General features: G+C 64.0%; 16 protein-coding genes and 3 pseudogenes. 15 read left to right on the forward strand and 4 right to left on the reverse strand.

Annotated elements, in window-relative coordinates:
- Positions 1-36: 36 nt before the first annotated feature.
- The 12 genes and pseudogenes from ACE3QW_RS22380 to ACE3QW_RS22435 all read left to right on the forward strand — a co-directional run.
- A pseudogene (locus ACE3QW_RS22380) lies at positions 37-550 on the forward strand (transposase); the annotation flags it as partial.
- Between the two features lie 183 nt (positions 551-733).
- Positions 734-1,672 (forward strand): P-type conjugative transfer ATPase TrbB, encoded by a 939-nt coding sequence (trbB, locus tag ACE3QW_RS22385; RefSeq protein ID WP_374254106.1) that lies wholly within the window; start codon positions 734-736, stop codon positions 1,670-1,672.
- 77 nt (positions 1,673-1,749) lie between these two features.
- Positions 1,750-2,049, forward strand: coding sequence for a TrbC/VirB2 family protein (locus tag ACE3QW_RS22390; protein ID WP_229646893.1), 300 nt, complete (start codon positions 1,750-1,752; stop codon positions 2,047-2,049).
- Positions 2,049-2,321, forward strand: a complete 273-nt coding sequence (locus tag ACE3QW_RS22395; RefSeq protein ID WP_348841475.1) for a VirB3 family type IV secretion system protein — start codon at positions 2,049-2,051, stop codon at positions 2,319-2,321. The genes ACE3QW_RS22390 and ACE3QW_RS22395 overlap by 1 nt, the downstream gene beginning before the upstream one ends.
- 12 nt (positions 2,322-2,333) lie before the next feature.
- Positions 2,334-4,763, forward strand: coding sequence for a conjugal transfer protein TrbE (gene trbE / locus ACE3QW_RS22400; protein WP_374254108.1), 2,430 nt, complete (start codon positions 2,334-2,336; stop codon positions 4,761-4,763).
- Positions 4,760-5,494, forward strand: a complete 735-nt coding sequence (trbJ, locus tag ACE3QW_RS22405; protein WP_374254110.1) for a P-type conjugative transfer protein TrbJ — start codon at positions 4,760-4,762, stop codon at positions 5,492-5,494. The genes trbE and trbJ overlap by 4 nt, the downstream gene beginning before the upstream one ends.
- Before the next feature lie 9 nt (positions 5,495-5,503).
- Positions 5,504-5,764 carry a putative entry exclusion protein TrbK-alt gene (gene trbK-alt / locus ACE3QW_RS22410; protein ID WP_374254112.1) on the forward strand — a complete coding sequence of 87 codons (261 nt, stop codon included), beginning with the start codon at positions 5,504-5,506 and terminating at the stop codon, positions 5,762-5,764.
- A complete protein-coding gene (trbL, locus tag ACE3QW_RS22415; RefSeq protein ID WP_374254113.1) occupies positions 5,761-7,041 on the forward strand; it encodes a P-type conjugative transfer protein TrbL in 1,281 nt (426 codons plus the stop codon). The genes trbK-alt and trbL overlap by 4 nt, the downstream gene beginning before the upstream one ends.
- Positions 7,038-7,727, forward strand: a complete 690-nt coding sequence (gene trbF / locus ACE3QW_RS22420) for a conjugal transfer protein TrbF (RefSeq protein WP_237355886.1) — start codon at positions 7,038-7,040, stop codon at positions 7,725-7,727. Before trbL ends, trbF begins: the two co-directional genes overlap by 4 nt.
- A complete protein-coding gene (trbG, locus tag ACE3QW_RS22425; protein ID WP_374254115.1) occupies positions 7,724-8,776 on the forward strand; it encodes a P-type conjugative transfer protein TrbG in 1,053 nt (350 codons plus the stop codon). The genes trbF and trbG overlap by 4 nt, the downstream gene beginning before the upstream one ends.
- On the forward strand, positions 8,773-10,020 hold the full coding sequence (locus ACE3QW_RS22430; protein WP_237355888.1) for a TrbI/VirB10 family protein: 1,248 nt from the start codon (positions 8,773-8,775) through the stop codon (positions 10,018-10,020). Before trbG ends, ACE3QW_RS22430 begins: the two co-directional genes overlap by 4 nt.
- A gap of 1 nt (position 10,021) precedes the next feature.
- Positions 10,022-10,288 carry a DUF2274 domain-containing protein gene (locus ACE3QW_RS22435; RefSeq protein ID WP_374254116.1) on the forward strand — a complete coding sequence of 89 codons (267 nt, stop codon included), beginning with the start codon at positions 10,022-10,024 and terminating at the stop codon, positions 10,286-10,288.
- Here the strand turns inward: ACE3QW_RS22435 and ACE3QW_RS22440 are convergent.
- The 3 genes and pseudogenes from ACE3QW_RS22440 to ACE3QW_RS22450 all read right to left on the reverse strand — a co-directional run.
- Positions 10,251-10,922 (reverse strand): LysR family substrate-binding domain-containing protein, encoded by a 672-nt coding sequence (locus ACE3QW_RS22440; RefSeq protein WP_237356860.1) that lies wholly within the window; start codon positions 10,920-10,922, stop codon positions 10,251-10,253. The genes ACE3QW_RS22435 and ACE3QW_RS22440 overlap by 38 nt on opposite strands.
- 39 nt (positions 10,923-10,961) lie before the next feature.
- Positions 10,962-11,171 (reverse strand): annotated as a pseudogene (locus ACE3QW_RS22445) (LysR family transcriptional regulator); the annotation flags it as partial.
- A 60-nt stretch (positions 11,172-11,231) separates the two neighbouring features.
- Positions 11,232-11,531: pseudogene (locus ACE3QW_RS22450) on the reverse strand (nitronate monooxygenase); the annotation flags it as partial.
- Positions 11,532-11,610: 79 nt separating this feature from the next.
- Between ACE3QW_RS22450 and ACE3QW_RS22455 the strand changes: the two are divergent.
- The 3 genes from ACE3QW_RS22455 (at position 11,611) to ACE3QW_RS22465 (ending at position 13,790) form a co-directional block, all read left to right on the forward strand.
- The gene (locus ACE3QW_RS22455) at positions 11,611-12,336 is read left to right on the forward strand and encodes an SDR family oxidoreductase (protein ID WP_237355890.1); all 726 of its coding nucleotides are present in this window, start codon (positions 11,611-11,613) and stop codon (positions 12,334-12,336) included.
- Positions 12,337-12,346: 10 nt separating this feature from the next.
- Complete coding sequence (locus tag ACE3QW_RS22460) at positions 12,347-12,958, forward strand: 2-hydroxychromene-2-carboxylate isomerase (protein WP_237355891.1); 612 nt, start codon at positions 12,347-12,349, stop codon at positions 12,956-12,958.
- Between the two features lie 67 nt (positions 12,959-13,025).
- Entirely contained in the window at positions 13,026-13,790 is a 765-nt protein-coding gene (locus ACE3QW_RS22465; RefSeq protein WP_374254119.1) for an alpha/beta fold hydrolase, read from the forward strand.
- A gap of 225 nt (positions 13,791-14,015) precedes the next feature.
- Here the strand turns inward: ACE3QW_RS22465 and ACE3QW_RS22470 are convergent, their stop codons facing one another.
- Positions 14,016-14,306, reverse strand: coding sequence for a hypothetical protein (locus ACE3QW_RS22470; RefSeq protein ID WP_237355893.1), 291 nt, complete (start codon positions 14,304-14,306; stop codon positions 14,016-14,018).
- Between the last annotated feature and the right edge of the window lie 42 nt (positions 14,307-14,348).

Raw genomic sequence — 14,348 nt, forward strand, 5'->3', positions numbered from 1 at the left:
GAACAGGCTGTGTGGAACGAGAGGAGGCTCCGGCAGTTGCCTGGGCCTTTTTTTGTTTCAGGCGCTTTCGGCCCGTCGGATGTCGATGAGGATGGCGCGAAGACTGCTGACGTTTGCCGCAAGCACGGCATCTCCTCGGCCACCTTCTACAAGTTCAAGGCGAGGTATGGCGGCATGGACGTGTCCGATGCCCGCCGGCTGAAGGCGCTCGAAGATGAGAACGCCTGCCTGAAGAAGCTGCTCGCCGAGCAGATGCTGGACAACGCCATCCTGAAGGATGTCGCCGCAAAAAATGGTGACGCCCGATGCGAGGCGTAAAGCCGTGGCCCACGCCTGTGCGGAGCACGGGGTGAGCCAGCGTCGGGCGTGCAAGGCCCTGAGCGTCGATCGCACCAGTATGCGCTATCGGAGCGTCCGTCCCGACGATGCAGGCTTGCGCGAGGCCATGAAGGTCGTGGCCGGCGAGCGCCGCCGGTTCGGCTACCGGCGGATTCACGTCATGCTGAGGCGCCAGGGCATCGTCATGAACCACAAGAAGCTGCGCCGGCTCTCCTGAACCGGAGGAGAAAAGGGTCTAAGGTCACGAGGACGAACGTCACGCCGATTTCAGGCAATCGCACGCCACGCTGCGATGCCTGCGTTCCGTTGTTGAATCTCCCCCAATTCCCCCTTCTTTGATCATCTCCGTCCGGGAAGCTCATGCATCGCTCCTCCCGGCCAAAGCGGGGATGACATGGCGGCTTCAGCTCACAGATCGGAAGGCCTGACACGCGGCGTGCGCATGCTGCGCACCGCTCTGGGCCCTGTGATCTCCCGTCTGTTGGATGACCCCACCGTCGTCGAGGTCATGCTCAACCCGGACGGGCGGCTCTGGGTCGACCGCTTGTCCGAAGGCCTCGCCAACACAGGCCAGAAGCTGGCCCCCGGCGACGCCGAGCGCATCATCCGCCTCGTCGCGCACCACATCGGCGCGGAGGTCCACGCCGGAGCGCCGCGGCTCTCCGCCGAGCTTCCTGGGACGGGCGAGCGTTTTGAGGGCCTGCTTCCGCCGGTTGTTGGCGCCCCTACCTTCGCCATCCGCAAGCCCGCCGTCGCGGTGTTCACGCTCGACGACTATGTCGCCACCGGCATCATGTCGGCACCGCAGGCCGAGGCCCTCCGCCAGGGCGTCGCCTCGCGCGCCAACATCCTGGTGGTCGGCGGCACCTCCACCGGCAAGACCACCCTCACCAATGCGCTGCTGGCCGAGGTGGCCAAGACATCCGAGCGGGTCATCCTCATCGAGGACACTCGCGAGCTCCAGTGCGCCGCGCCCAATCTCGTGGCCATGCGCACGAAGGACGGCGTCGCCTCGCTCTCCGACCTCGTGCGCTCCTCGCTCCGCCTGCGCCCCGACCGCATCCCCATCGGTGAGGTACGCGGCGCGGAGGCCCTGGACCTCCTGAAGGCGTGGGGGACGGGCCATCCCGGCGGCATCGGCACCATTCACGCCGGCAGCGCCATGGGCGCCCTACGACGGCTGGAGCAGCTCATCCAGGAAGCCGTCGTCACTGTCCCGCGCGCTCTGATCTCCGAGACCATCGATCTCATCGCCCTGCTGTCCGGCCGCGGTGCCGCGCGCCAGCTCACCGAGCTCGTCCGCGTCGAAGGGCTCGGCCCCGACGGCGACTAGCGGATCTCTCCCGCTGTCCCTCCTACCGTAGAAGGAACCTCCCCGTGACGCCGAGCTCTGTTTCCCTCCATCGCAGCCTGCTGCGAACCGCTGCGGCAATTGCCGCCTTCACCTGCGCGATCTCTGCTGCCAATGCCTCCGGCTCCTCCATGCCGTGGGAGACGCCGCTGCAGTCCATCCTGGAGTCCATCCAGGGGCCGGTGGCCAAGATCATTGCGGTGATCATCATCATCTCCACCGGCCTCGCGCTCGCCTTCGGCGACACCTCGGGCGGGTTCCGGCGGCTGATCCAGATCGTGTTCGGCCTCTCCATCGCCTTCGCCGCTTCCAGCTTCTTCCTCTCCTTCTTCTCCTTCAGCGGCGGGGCTCTGGTCTGATGTCCGGGGATACCGGCGAGGTGCCGGGCTTCTCCGTCCCGGTCCACCGGGCACTCAGCGAGCCGATTCTGCTCGGCGGTGCGCCGCGGGCGCTGGCCATCTTCAACGGCACCCTCGCCGGCGCCGTCGGGCTGGGGCTCAGGCTCTGGCTCGTTGGCCTCGCCCTCTGGGCGATCGGCCACCTCGCCGCCGTCTGGGCCGCCAAGCGCGATCCGCTGTTCGTCGATGTGGTGCACCGGCATCTGCGCATCCCCTCCCATTTGTCGGTCTGAGGGGCGCGCGCCATGATGAACCTTACCGAGTATCGACGACACGGGAGCCGGCTCGCGGACTATTTGCCGTGGGCGGCCCTCGTTGCCCTAGGCGTCGTCCTCAACAAGGATGGCAGCTTCCAGCGCACGGCGCGCTTCCGCGGCCCGGACCTTGAGTCCGCCGTGCCGGCCGAGTTGGTGGCGGTGGCAAGTCGCCTCAACAGCGCCTTCCGCCACCTCGGCTCCGGCTGGGCATTGTTCGTGGAGGCCCAGCGGCATGAGGCGGGGGTCTATCCCGAGAGCACCTTCCCCGATCCGGCCTCGGCGCTGGTGGATGCCGAGCGCAAGGCTGGCTTCGCCGAAGCCGGCAGCCATTTCGAGTCGAGCTATTTCCTCACCTTCTGTTGGCTCCCGCCGGCGGAGGATGCCGCACGGGCGGAGAGTTGGCTCTATGAGGGTCGTGCACGCGACGGCGTCGATCCCCACGGGGTACTGAGCGCTTTCATCGATCGCACGGACCGGGTGCTGCGGCTGGTCGAGGCCTTCATGCCCGAGTGCCACTGGCTCGATGACGCCGAGACCCTGACCTATCTCCACGGCTGCGTCTCGACCCGGCGCCAGCGGGTGCGTGTTCCCGAGACGCCCATGTACCTGGATGCTCTCCTCGCCGACCAGCCTCTCACCGGTGGGCTCGAGCCCATGTTGGGCACGGAGCACTTGCGCATCCTCACCATCGTGGGTTTTCCCACGGCGACGACGCCGGGGATCCTCGACGATCTCAACCGGCTGGCCTTTCCCTATCGCTGGTCCACCCGCGCCATCCTCCTCGACAAGACCGACGCCATCCGGCTCCTCACGAAGATCCGCCGGCAGTGGTTCGCCAAGCGCAAGTCCATCGCCGCCATCCTCAAGGAGGTGATAACCAACGAGGCCTCGGTGCTGGTGGATTCCGATGCCGCCAACAAGGCGGAGGACGCCGACCTCGCCCTACAGGAGCTCGGCGCCGATCATGCCGGCATTGCCTATGTCGCCGCCACGGTAACGATCTCGGACGCCGATCCCCGCATCGCCGACGAGAAGTTGCGGCTTGTGGAGAAGGTGATCCAGGGCCGGGACTTCACGGCCATGGCGGAGACCCTCAATGCAGTGGATGCCTGGCTCGGCAGCCTCCCGGGGCACGTCTATGCCAATGTCCGCCAGCCGCCCATTTCCACCCTCAACCTCGCGCACATGATCCCACTGTCGGCGGTCTGGGCCGGAGACGAACAGGACGGGCATTTTTCGGCACCCCCTCTGCTTTACGGGAAGACGGAAGGCTCCACCCCGTTCCGCTTTTCGCTCCATGTGGGGGATGTGGGCCACACGCTGGTGGTCGGGCCGACCGGCGCCGGCAAGTCCGTGCTGCTCGCGCTCATGGCCCTGCAGTTCCGGCGCTATGCCGGCTCCCGGGTGTTCGCCTTCGACTTCGGCGGCAGCATCCGGGCGGCCGCCCTCGCCATGGGCGGGGACTGGCACGATCTGGGCGGCAGCCTCGCGGAAGACAGCATCGCGCTCCAGCCGCTCGCCTGTGTAGATGAGATTTCCGAACGCACCTGGGCCGCAGACTGGATTGTGGCGATCCTCGCCCGCGAAGGCCTCTCCATCACCCCGGAGGTGAAGGAGCATATCTGGTCGGCGCTCATTTCGCTGGCCTCCGCACCCGTGGAGGAGCGAACCCTCACCGGTCTCGCGGTCCTCCTCCAGTCCAACGCGCTGAAGCAGGCCCTGCGCCCCTATTGCATCGGCGGCGCCCATGGCCGGCTGCTCGATGCCGAGGTCGAGCATCTGGGGAAGGCCTCCGTCCAGGCCTTCGAGACCGAAGGGCTGATCGGCACTAGCGCGGCGCCGGCGGTGCTCTCCTATCTCTTCCACCGCATCGAGGACCGGCTGGACGGATCGCCCACCCTCCTCATCATCGACGAGGGATGGCTGGCGCTCGATGATCCGGGCTTCACCGGGCAGCTCCGGGAATGGCTGAAGACCCTTCGTAAGAAGAACGCCAGCGTCGTCTTCGCCACCCAGTCCCTCTCGGATATCGACGGCTCCGCCATCGCCCCCGCCATCATAGAAAGCTGCCAGACGCGGCTACTGCTCCCCAACGAGCGGGCGGTGGAGCCCCAGATCACGGCCATCTACCGGCGCTTCGGCCTCAACGACCGGCAGATCGAGATCCTCGCCCGGGCAACACCCAAGCGGGACTATTACTGCCAGTCCCGGCGCGGCAACCGCCTGTTCGAGCTCGGCCTGTCGCAGGTGGCTCTGGCCCTGTGCGCCACTTCGTCCAAGACCGACCAGGCCGCGCTCTCGCAGATCTTTGCCGAGCAGGGGCGCGGCGGCTTCCTCGCCGCCTGGCTGCACCATCGCGGCCTCGGCTGGGCCGCCGACCTCATTCCCACCCTCGACAATCTGGAGACACGCCCATGATCCGCAGCTCATTGCGGGCGGTACTTCTGGCCGCGCCGCTCCTCGCGTACTCGCTGGCTCCGGCGGCCGCGCAATATGTGGTCTATGACCCCTCCAACTATGCGCAGAACCTCCTTCAGACGGCTCGGGCCCTGCAGCAGCTCACCAACCAGATCACCTCCCTGCAGAACGAAGCGCAGATGCTGATCAACCAGGCCCGCAACCTCGCGAGCCTGCCGCACTCCTCCTTGAGCGCGCTCCAGCAGTCGGCTCAGCGGACGAAGCAGTTGCTGGGGCAGGCGCAGAAGATCGCCTATGACGTCGGCGCCATCGATCGGGCGTTTCAGGGCCAGTACGGCTCGGTCTCCGTGAGCAGTTCGGACGCCGCTCTTGTCACCCAGGCCAGGAGCCGCTGGGAGACCACGGTCGCCGGCCTCCAGGATGCGCTGCGGGTGCAGGCGGGTGTCGTCGGCAACCTCGATACCGGCCGCACCCAGGCCTCGACACTGGTCGGGCAGAGCCAGGCGGCGAGCGGCGCACTGCAGGCCATGCAGGCGGGCAACCAGCTCCAGGCGCTTCAGGCCCAGCAGCTCTCGGACCTCACCGCCGTGGTCGCCGCCAATGGCCGGGCGCATGCCCTGTCCGAAGCCGAGCGCGCCACGGCGGAGTCTGAGGGACAGGAGCGCTATCGGCGCTTCTCGACCCCGTCGAGCTACCAGCCCTCCGCCGTCACCATGTTCCGCGAGAACTGAGGGCGGGCCATGGATCAGGGCACCGTGGTCAGAACCCTTGTTGTCGTCGGGCTTGTCGGGGCGGTGGTCGCGGCCTTGGCCATGGCTGCCGGCCGAGAGACGGAGCCCGTCGTCTCGACCAACGTGCCGGCAGGAAACGTCTCCTCGGCCGACCTGAAGAGCTGCGCCACGCTTCAGCAGGCCGATCCCGTCGATCCGCGCTGCGCCGCGCTCTGGGAGGCGAACCGCCGCCGCTTCTTCGGCAGGCCCGTGGACGGAGCTGCGCCATGAACGACGTCGGCGTCATCGACACCTTCCTCAACACCTTCACCAGCTACATCGATTCCGGCTTCGGCCTGATCAAGGGCGAGGTGACGGGCATCTCCTCCATCCTGATCGCCCTCGACATCACCCTCGCGGGCCTGTTCTGGGCCTGGGGCGCCGACGAGGACGTGATGCGCCGGCTGGTGCGCAAAACCCTCGCCATCGGCTTCTTCGCCTGGATCATCGGCAACTTCAACGCGCTCGCCAAAATCGTGTTCGAGAGCTTCGCCGGGCTCGGGCTCAAGGCCGGCGGTTCCGCGATCGGCACGGCGGAGTTCCTGCGGCCGGGGCGCCTCGCGGAGGTCGGGCTCGCCGCCGGCCAGCCGCTGCTGGATGCCGCAAGCCAGCTCACCGGGCCGGTGGCGCTCTTCGTCAATGCCGTGCAGATCGCCGTGCTGCTGGTCTCATGGCTCCTGATCCTGATCGCCTTCTTCATCCTGGCGGTGCAGCTCTTCGTCACCCTCATCGAGTTCAAGCTGACGACGCTCGCCGGCTTCGTCCTCATCCCCTTCGCCTTCTTCGGCAAGACCGCCTTCCTCGCCGAGAAAGTGCTCGGCAACGTCGTCGCGTCAGGCGTGAAGGTGATGGTGCTCGCCGTCATCGTCGGTATCGGCTCGGGGCTGTTCTCTCAATTCACCACCTCCTATGGCGATGCCCAGCCGACCATCAGCCAGGCCCTGTCCGCCGTGCTGGCAGCGCTCGCGCTGCTTGGGCTCGGCATCTTCGGGCCAGGAATTGCCACGGGACTGATCACTGGCGCGCCGCAACTCGGGGCGGGCGCTGCAGTCGGGACCGGCCTTGCTGCGGGAGGTGTTGGGCTCGCGGGCGCCGGCGCCACTGGCCTCACGGTGCGAGGGGCAGGTGCTGCGCTCGCCGGAACAGCCGCTGCGGCTCGTGCTGGCGTGAGCCTCGCCGGAGGAGCCGCATCCGCGTACAGCGCGGGAGCTGCCGGTCAATCCGGGGTGTCTGGCGTCGCGGGTGGCCTTGGTGGTGTCGCGCGCGCTGGGGCAGCGGCGGCAGCCTCTCCGTTGCGCGGATCGGCCTCCGTCTCGTCGACCTCTGGAGCCAATTCCACCTCGCCGAGCACTCCGGCCTGTTCCGGTGATGTTCCCGAGTGGGCCCAACGCATGCGGCGCTCCCAGCAGGTCGCCCATGGCATCCAGACCGCAACCCATGCGGTGCGATCCGGCGACAGCCATGGCGGTGGCTCCTCCATCTCCCTCTCCGAAAGCGATCGCCCATGACGCCCTTCAAGCGACCGTCGGTCCGTTACGGCCGATCTCCCGAACCCGAGACGCCGTATCAGCGTGCAGCCCAGGTCTGGGATGACCGCATCGGCTCGGCCCGGGTCCAGGCCAAGAACTGGCGCCTCATGGCCTTCGGTTGCCTCGCACTCTCGGCCGGCCTCTCCGGGGCCCTGGCGTGGCAGGCCCTGAACGGCTCGGTGGTCCCATGGGTCGTCCAGGTGGACAAGCTTGGGCAGGCTCAGGCGGTGGCGCCCGCCACCTCGGACTATCGCCCTTCCGATCCCCAGATCGCCTTCCACCTCGCCCGCTTCATCGAGGAGGTGCGCAGCATCTCCGCCGATCCCGTCATCGTGCGGCAGAACTGGCTCAGGGCCTATGCCTATACGACGCAGGTCGGTGCGGTCGCCCTCAACGACTATGCCCGCGCCAACGATCCCTTCGCCCGGGTCGGCAAGCAACAGGTCGCGGTGGAGGTCTCGAGCGTGATCCGGGCCTCGCCGGACTCCTTCCGCATTGCCTGGATCGAGCGTCGCTACCAGGACGGCAGCCTCGCCGACACCGCCCGCTGGAGCGCCATCCTCACCGTCGTGGTGCAGGCGCCGCGGGATGCCGAGCGCCTCCGGGCCAATCCACTCGGGATCTACGTCAACGCCATCAACTGGTCTAAGGAGCTCGCACAATGACGCCGGCCATCCGCACATCCGGGAGGCCGGCATTCCGGGGCCTCTCGTCTCAGGTTCTCCGTGGGTCCGGCTTGCCGGTTCTGCTGATTTGCACATCGGCATTGGCGGGTTGCGCCACCTTCGAGAAGCCGCCCGAGATCGAATATGACGATGCTCCGCCCGCCGTCTTCAAGGCAGAGCCGCCGAGGCCGGTGCGCATCGTCGAGCTGCCGAAGCCTTTGCCGCTGCCGGGCCAGCTGAAGCCGGTGGGAAAGGATGGCAAGGCAGAACCGGAAGCGACCGATCCTGCAGCTCGTGTGAACCAGGCCAATGCCGCCGCCCGGGTCCAGCCGGTGCGCAATGGCTTCATCAATTCCATGCAGATCTATCCCTTCGTGGAGGGCGCGCTCTACCAGGTCTATGCCGCGCCCGGCCAAGTCACCGACATCGCGCTGCAGCCCGGAGAGCAGTTGGTGGGCACGGGGCCCGTGGCTGCCGGCGACACGGTGCGCTGGATCATTGGCGACACCGAGAGCGGGGCGGGCGGAGCGAAGCAGGTCCACATCCTGGTGAAGCCCACGCGACCGGACCTCACCACCAATCTCGTCATCAACACCAATCTGCGCACCTATCACATGGAGCTGCGGTCCACCGAAAAGACCTACATGGCCTCGGTCTCCTGGCAGTACCCTCAGGACCAGCTCATCGCCCTGCGGCGCCAGAATGCCGAGGCCCAGGCGGTGCAACCCGTCGCCAACGGCATCGACCTCACGAAGGTCAATTTCCGCTACGAGGTGAGCGGCGATCGAGCACCGTGGCGGCCACTACGCGCCTTCGACGATGGCCAGCAGGTGTTCATCGAGTTTCCCCGGGGCATTGCTCAGGGCGAGATGCCCCCGCTGTTCGTGGTCGGTCCGCAAGGTGACACCTCCGAGCTCGTGAACTATCGCGTGCGCGGCACCTACATGATCGTGGATAGGCTGTTCGCCGCAGCCGAGCTGCGCTTCGGTGCCGACAAGGACCAGAAGCGCGTGCGCATCTCCCGCACCGACGGGAGACCTGTCCTATGAACGGCATCGAATCCGGGAAGGAGAAAGGGCCGGGACCGGTCGGCGATGACGGCGCCCGACCGCTGACGGGAGAAGCCGGGGCGGCCATGCGGTTGCGGCCGGAGCCGCCGCGGGTGACCCGCCTGTCCCGAAAGGTATTGGCCGGGCTGGGCCTGGTTGCTGGCCTCGGGATCGGTGGGGCGCTGATCTACGCCCTACAGGTGCGGAAAGACCACGGTCCGGGGGAAGAACTCTACGCCACCGACGTCAAGGCGACACCGGACGGGCTTGCCGGCCTGCCGAAGGACTACACCGGGATCCCAAAGCTGGGACCGCCGCTACCGGGAGACCTTGGCCGGCCGATCCTCAATGCGCATACGGGAACCCAGCCGCCGATGCCCACGATGGGCGGCATGCCCAATCCGGCCCTGAGTCCCGAGGAGCAGCGCCAGCAGCAGGAGAGTGAGGCCGCGCGGACCGGACGGCTGTTTGCCCAGACCAATACACGGCCGGCGAACCCCATCATGGCACAACAGGTGAATGCGGCCTCTGGGACCGCCGCGGCACCTCTCCCTGATCTCCCGTCCCTCGGCCTCGCCCCGCCGGCGGCGACCCCGACGGCCCAGGAGCGGCAGACGGCCTTCCTCAACCAGGCGGTCGACCGACGCACCGTGTCGCTCGACCGCGTCGCAGTTCCGGCCTCGGCCAATATCCTGCAGGCGGGCGCGGTCATCCCTGCAGCGCTGATCACCGGCATCCGTTCCGATCTGCCCGGCCAAATCACCGCCCAGGTGACCGAGAATGTCCATGACAGCCCGACCGGCCGGATCCTCCTGATTCCGCAGGGTACCCGCATCATCGGCCAGTACGACAGCGGCGTCGGCTTCGGGCAGCGCCGGGTCCTTCTCGTATGGACCCGCCTCATCTTTCCCAATGGTCGCTCCATCGTGCTGGAGCGACAGCCAGGCGCCGACGCCGAGGGCTATGCCGGCCTGGAAGATGGCGTCGACTATCACTGGGGTGAGCTATTCAAAGCCGCGGTGCTCTCCACCATTCTAAGCGTCGGGGCGAGCGCAGGCTCGTCCGGCAGCGACAGCGACCTTGCGAGCGCCCTGCGCGAGGGTGCCTCCGACAGCATCAGCCAGACCGGTCGGCAAATCGTCCAGCGCCAGCTCAACATCGCGCCGACGCTGAACATCCGACCGGGGTACCCGGTGCGGGTGATCGTCACGCGCGACCTCGTTCTTGAAACCTATGGAGGCTGAAATGCCGAAGCTGAAGCTGACCGAGATCCTCGACGACAAACCGGTGAAGGTGACGGTGGAACTGCCGGCGAAGCTGCATCGCGACCTTGTCGCTTATGGGCAGGTCCTGAGCGAGGAGAAGCGGAGCACGCTCTCTGATCCGGTTAGGCTCATCGTGCCGATGCTTGAGCGGTTCATCGCGACGGATCGGGCATTCGCCAAGGCCCAACGTTCGCGAGGGAGCTCCGCCTCTATGCCGTTTCCTGAGACATCTTCCGGGCAAGGCTGATCAGCACGCGCGCAGCCGGATTGTCGTTGCGCGCGGAAAAAATCATGAAGAATGGCAGTCTTTCCTCTGCGATTGGACGATAGACGACCCCTGGGATGGAGATCGTCGTCTCCGATTGAATAACGAGGGCGATGCCGCGCCGGGCCGCGACCAGCCCCAGGAGGCTGTAGCGGCCCACGCGCTGCACTTTTATGGTTGCGCGCATGTTAAGTTCTTCGAGACGCCCCACGATATAGTCCCGCACCTCCAAACCTAAGGCCCCTGGACGTACCAGGAAAACTTCGTCCGCCAGGTCGGACCAGGACAACTGCTCCTTTGGCGCGAGGGGATGGGAGACAGGCAAGGCAACGGACAGGCTTTCCGTCCACAAGTGAACGGCATCACAGTCGTGCACGTTCAGCCGACCGATTGTAAAGGCGACGTCGGTCTCAAGCTGTCTGACGGACATAGAATGCTCGCGCGCCGACGCATCCACGAAATCGACTTGCACGCCCGGATACCTGTCGTCATATGCATGGAACAATCGCGCAAGGAAGCCAGACGCGAGGGAGGAGAACAGGCCGACCGTGAGTTGCCCGCTGGCACTCCCGCCGATCGCCCGGACCTCTCGCGTTCCTTCTTCGATCTGCTCCATGGCATGATGTGCGCGGCGAAAGAACCGCTGCCCGGCCAAGGTGAGGCTTACACCCCCTGGGTGTCTCAAGAACAATGATGCGACGAGCTGATCTTCCAGATCCCGTATGCGGCGACTAACAGCAGATTCTTGGACGCCAGCAATGCCGGCGGCTTTTCGGAAGCTCCCCGCTATTGCCGAGTTATAAAAATAAATTATACCTTTAGTGCTTATGTATTTTATTGATTTTTTCAATTGAAACGTTCTCATTTTCTAATGAGTGATGCGATTATCATGTAAATTCAACTAATTTAAATGTTACTAATTTAATTATAACAAAATCACTTCAAGTTTGCTTCGGATTATGAATTTTGCCTCTTCAACGATCCTGTCGATGAGCTCTTTGACTGTGGGGGTGTCGTTGATCAGGCCAGCGACCATCCCGCAGCTCCAGGCGCCGGCATTCACGTCGCCTTCCTGCATGACACGGGGATATACACCAACGACTTCTTGATGAATATCCTCGAACATAATTGATGACCCAAGTGCTGCTTCCTTCCTTAGCAGTCTCTCGACGCCAATGTTTTTCAATACTCGTTCGGTATTACGGAGCGGGCGCATGACGAGCCGCAGCCGGCTCTCCCCCTTCGCGAATGCCAGCAATCCGAAGTAATTAGGGCTCGTACCGACCGATAAAAGGTGTCACCGGATGGATGATCGTGCGATCCTGGTAATGGGGGCTGGCGATGCTTTGGGGGGCGCGATAGCCCGCCGGTTTGGCCGCGAGGGGTATATCGCCTGCGTCGCGCGCCGGGACGGTCAAAAGCTGGCACCCCTCGTGGAAGCCATTCAGGCAGAAGGAGGGAAGGCTGTTCCGTTCAGCGTCGACGCCCGAAAAGAAGACGCAGTCATCGGACTCGTGAACACGATCGAGCGGGAGATAGCACCGCTCGAAGCCGTCGTCTTCAACATCGGGGCAAACGTCACCTTTCCTTTTCTCGAAACAACGGCGCGCGTCTACTCAAAGGTGTGGGAAATGGCGTGCTTCGCGGGCTTCTTGACGGGACGGGAGGCCGTGCGCGTGATGCTTCCGCGTGGACGCGGCACTGTTATCTTCACAGGAGCTTCCGCCAGCCTACGTGGGCGTCCGGGATACGCGGCTTTCAACGCCGCCAAACATGCCCTTCGGGCCACCGCACAGAGCATGGCCAAGGAGTTCGCACCTCAAGGACTGCATGTCGCCCACGTCATTATCGACGGGGCTATCGACACGGCCTGGATCAAGGAAAATTTCCCCCAACGCTATGCCCTCAGGGATCAAGGCGGCATTCTCGACCCGGCCCACATAGCCGAGAACTACTGGACGCTTCATCAGCAGCCGCGTGATGCCTGGACGCATGAATTGGATTTGCGCCCCTGGATGGAAACTTGGTGACGGAGCACCCATGGCCACCAGCTTTCACAACGTCGATTTCTATTTTGATTATGGAAGCCCGAATTCATATCTCGCCTATAGGCGGCTTCCTGCCATTGTTGAGCGTACGGGCGCCACCGTAGAATACATCCCAATAGCTCTCGGTGCCGTATTTCTAGCAACGCAGAATCATTCGCCGGCGGCGGTGAGCGCAAAGCGGAAAAATTCGTCGTTTGATTTGCGAAGATTTTCGAATAAATATGAAATTGAATTCAACGAAAATCCATTTTTTCCAATAAATAGTCTTCAGTTGATGCGTGGAGGGGTCGCCGCGTTGGAGGTCGGAGTTTTCGAGCGGTACTCAGAAGCAATATGGCGTGCGATGTGGGTGGGGATGAAAAATCTCGGAGATCCGCAGGTATTTCGAAGTGTTATTTCTGATGTAGATATAGACTGTGACGGTTTAATAGCGTTGGCTTCAGCATATACCGTCAAGGAAAAGTTGCGAACGCTAACCGACGCGGCCGTCCATCGGGGAGTATTTGGAGCTCCAACTTTTTTCGTAAAAGACGAAATGTTTTTTGGGCAAGATCGATTGGATTTTGTCGAGGATGCCCTGAGGGGGCGAACATACGTCAAATAGAAAACTTAATCTAAGGCCGGTGCAGGATCCGGGGGGCGCAAGCTGTCAGGCGGCGTGAATTTTGGAGATGTTTCCGATCATGTCCTTAGATGCGCGACTTGTTGTATTTGTGCACGGCTATCGCGATGATGCAGAGACATGGAGGTTTGTACGCGCGCGTCTCGAAGGGATGGGCCTGGCGACGCTTGCCATAAAACTCTGCCAGGCCGGTCTTGGGCAAGAATCAGCGCAGATTCTCGATCATTACGCGATGCAAGTACTTTCTGAGATCGGAAAGGTAGCTCCGACGAAGCGCTTCTTAATCGTCGGTCATAGCATGGGAGCGCAAGTGGCCGAGCTCGCGGCCTCACAGCTCCCACCGAAGCGCCTAGCCGGACTTGTGCTAGTCACCCCGGCGCCTCTGGCTGGATATGCATTGCCTGAGGCAGAATATGCACGCTTCGCAGCAAGTGCTAGACAGACAAATCCCGCAAACATCGAAGCTGCGTGGCGAGCCCTGTCGCCTAACGCCGGAGACGCGGGAATTGCCGAGTTGGTTCGCGCCACCCTGAATACCTCCGAAGCCTTTGCGTTAGAGCAGTTGAGGGCCTGGACCGGTGGGCATCCTGCCGGTCAAATGTCCTTTCCCTTAAACGTTCCCGTATTAATTATCGCGGCAGAGCAGGATTTTTTCTTCACAAAGCGTCTCATCAGAGACACTATACTTCCGCGCTTCCGCAACCCGGCCTTTGAGATAATAGACGAATCCGGACATTGGGCGCATGTGGAGAATCCACGCCTACTGGCTATGGCCATCTCCCGCTTCGCCTCCAGGCTATCAGTTGAGTTTTGATGAACCTCCAATAGTTCCTTGCGAAAGAATGTTGGGAGTTTGATCTCGATCTGACAATGGAGAATGTGGCATAGGTCTCCTCAGGGGCTACTAGCTTGTTGCGCGGGTTCCGGACCGCTCACCATCGCTGACAGAAGTGACCCATACGTTCCTTTGTGCTGTAGTGGCGCAGCTTGGCGCCCGTCGTTAGCCAAGTGGGCCTGCCTTATTTGGTAGATCGCAATGCTATCTGCGCTCGAAGCGCCAGCAGTCGCCCTCCAACACCTGGGCCATCTCACCGGCACGAACGAGATGACGCAGATGAGCCAGAGCCTCGCTCAGGCCAAAGCCGATCTGCGGTACGGGAAGGGGCCGAAACAGGACGCTCAACGTGTCCATCACGGTTCGCGGCTCGGTGCAGAACTCCATCAGCTTGTCGAGCCGTTCCCTGTGGTGGGCGCGCAAGGCGGCGATGCGCGGGTGGAGGCCCATGAAGGGATCGCCGTGCGAGGGCAGGACCAGCGTGTCCTCGGGCAAGGCCTCCGAACTTGGTCAATGAAGCCAGGAAGGCCGCAAGTG

It is taken from the genome of Xanthobacter sp. (assembly GCF_041911315.1).
Lineage (GTDB): Bacteria > Pseudomonadota > Alphaproteobacteria > Rhizobiales > Xanthobacteraceae > Xanthobacter > Xanthobacter aminoxidans.

Excerpts from the sequence above, each read along its gene's own strand:
- ACE3QW_RS22395 (WP_348841475.1), top strand. The coding sequence starts at position 2,049 with ATGTCCGGGGATACCGGCGAGGTGCCGGGCTTCTCCGTCCCGGTCCAC.
- ACE3QW_RS22455 (WP_237355890.1), top strand. The coding sequence starts at position 11,611 with ATGGATGATCGTGCGATCCTGGTAATGGGGGCTGGCGATGCTTTGGGG.
- trbG (WP_374254115.1), top strand. The coding sequence starts at position 7,724 with ATGACGCCGGCCATCCGCACATCCGGGAGGCCGGCATTCCGGGGCCTC.
- trbL (WP_374254113.1), top strand. The coding sequence starts at position 5,761 with ATGAACGACGTCGGCGTCATCGACACCTTCCTCAACACCTTCACCAGC.
- trbJ (WP_374254110.1), top strand. The coding sequence starts at position 4,760 with ATGATCCGCAGCTCATTGCGGGCGGTACTTCTGGCCGCGCCGCTCCTC.
- ACE3QW_RS22460 (WP_237355891.1), top strand. The coding sequence starts at position 12,347 with ATGGCCACCAGCTTTCACAACGTCGATTTCTATTTTGATTATGGAAGC.
- trbE (WP_374254108.1), top strand. The coding sequence starts at position 2,334 with ATGATGAACCTTACCGAGTATCGACGACACGGGAGCCGGCTCGCGGAC.
- ACE3QW_RS22440 (WP_237356860.1), bottom strand. The coding sequence starts at position 10,922 with ATGGAGCAGATCGAAGAAGGAACGCGAGAGGTCCGGGCGATCGGCGGG.
- ACE3QW_RS22435 (WP_374254116.1), top strand. The coding sequence starts at position 10,022 with ATGCCGAAGCTGAAGCTGACCGAGATCCTCGACGACAAACCGGTGAAG.
- ACE3QW_RS22430 (WP_237355888.1), top strand. The coding sequence starts at position 8,773 with ATGAACGGCATCGAATCCGGGAAGGAGAAAGGGCCGGGACCGGTCGGC.
- trbF (WP_237355886.1), top strand. The coding sequence starts at position 7,038 with ATGACGCCCTTCAAGCGACCGTCGGTCCGTTACGGCCGATCTCCCGAA.
- trbB (WP_374254106.1), top strand. The coding sequence starts at position 734 with ATGGCGGCTTCAGCTCACAGATCGGAAGGCCTGACACGCGGCGTGCGC.
- trbK-alt (WP_374254112.1), top strand. The coding sequence starts at position 5,504 with ATGGATCAGGGCACCGTGGTCAGAACCCTTGTTGTCGTCGGGCTTGTC.
- ACE3QW_RS22465 (WP_374254119.1), top strand. The coding sequence starts at position 13,026 with ATGTTTCCGATCATGTCCTTAGATGCGCGACTTGTTGTATTTGTGCAC.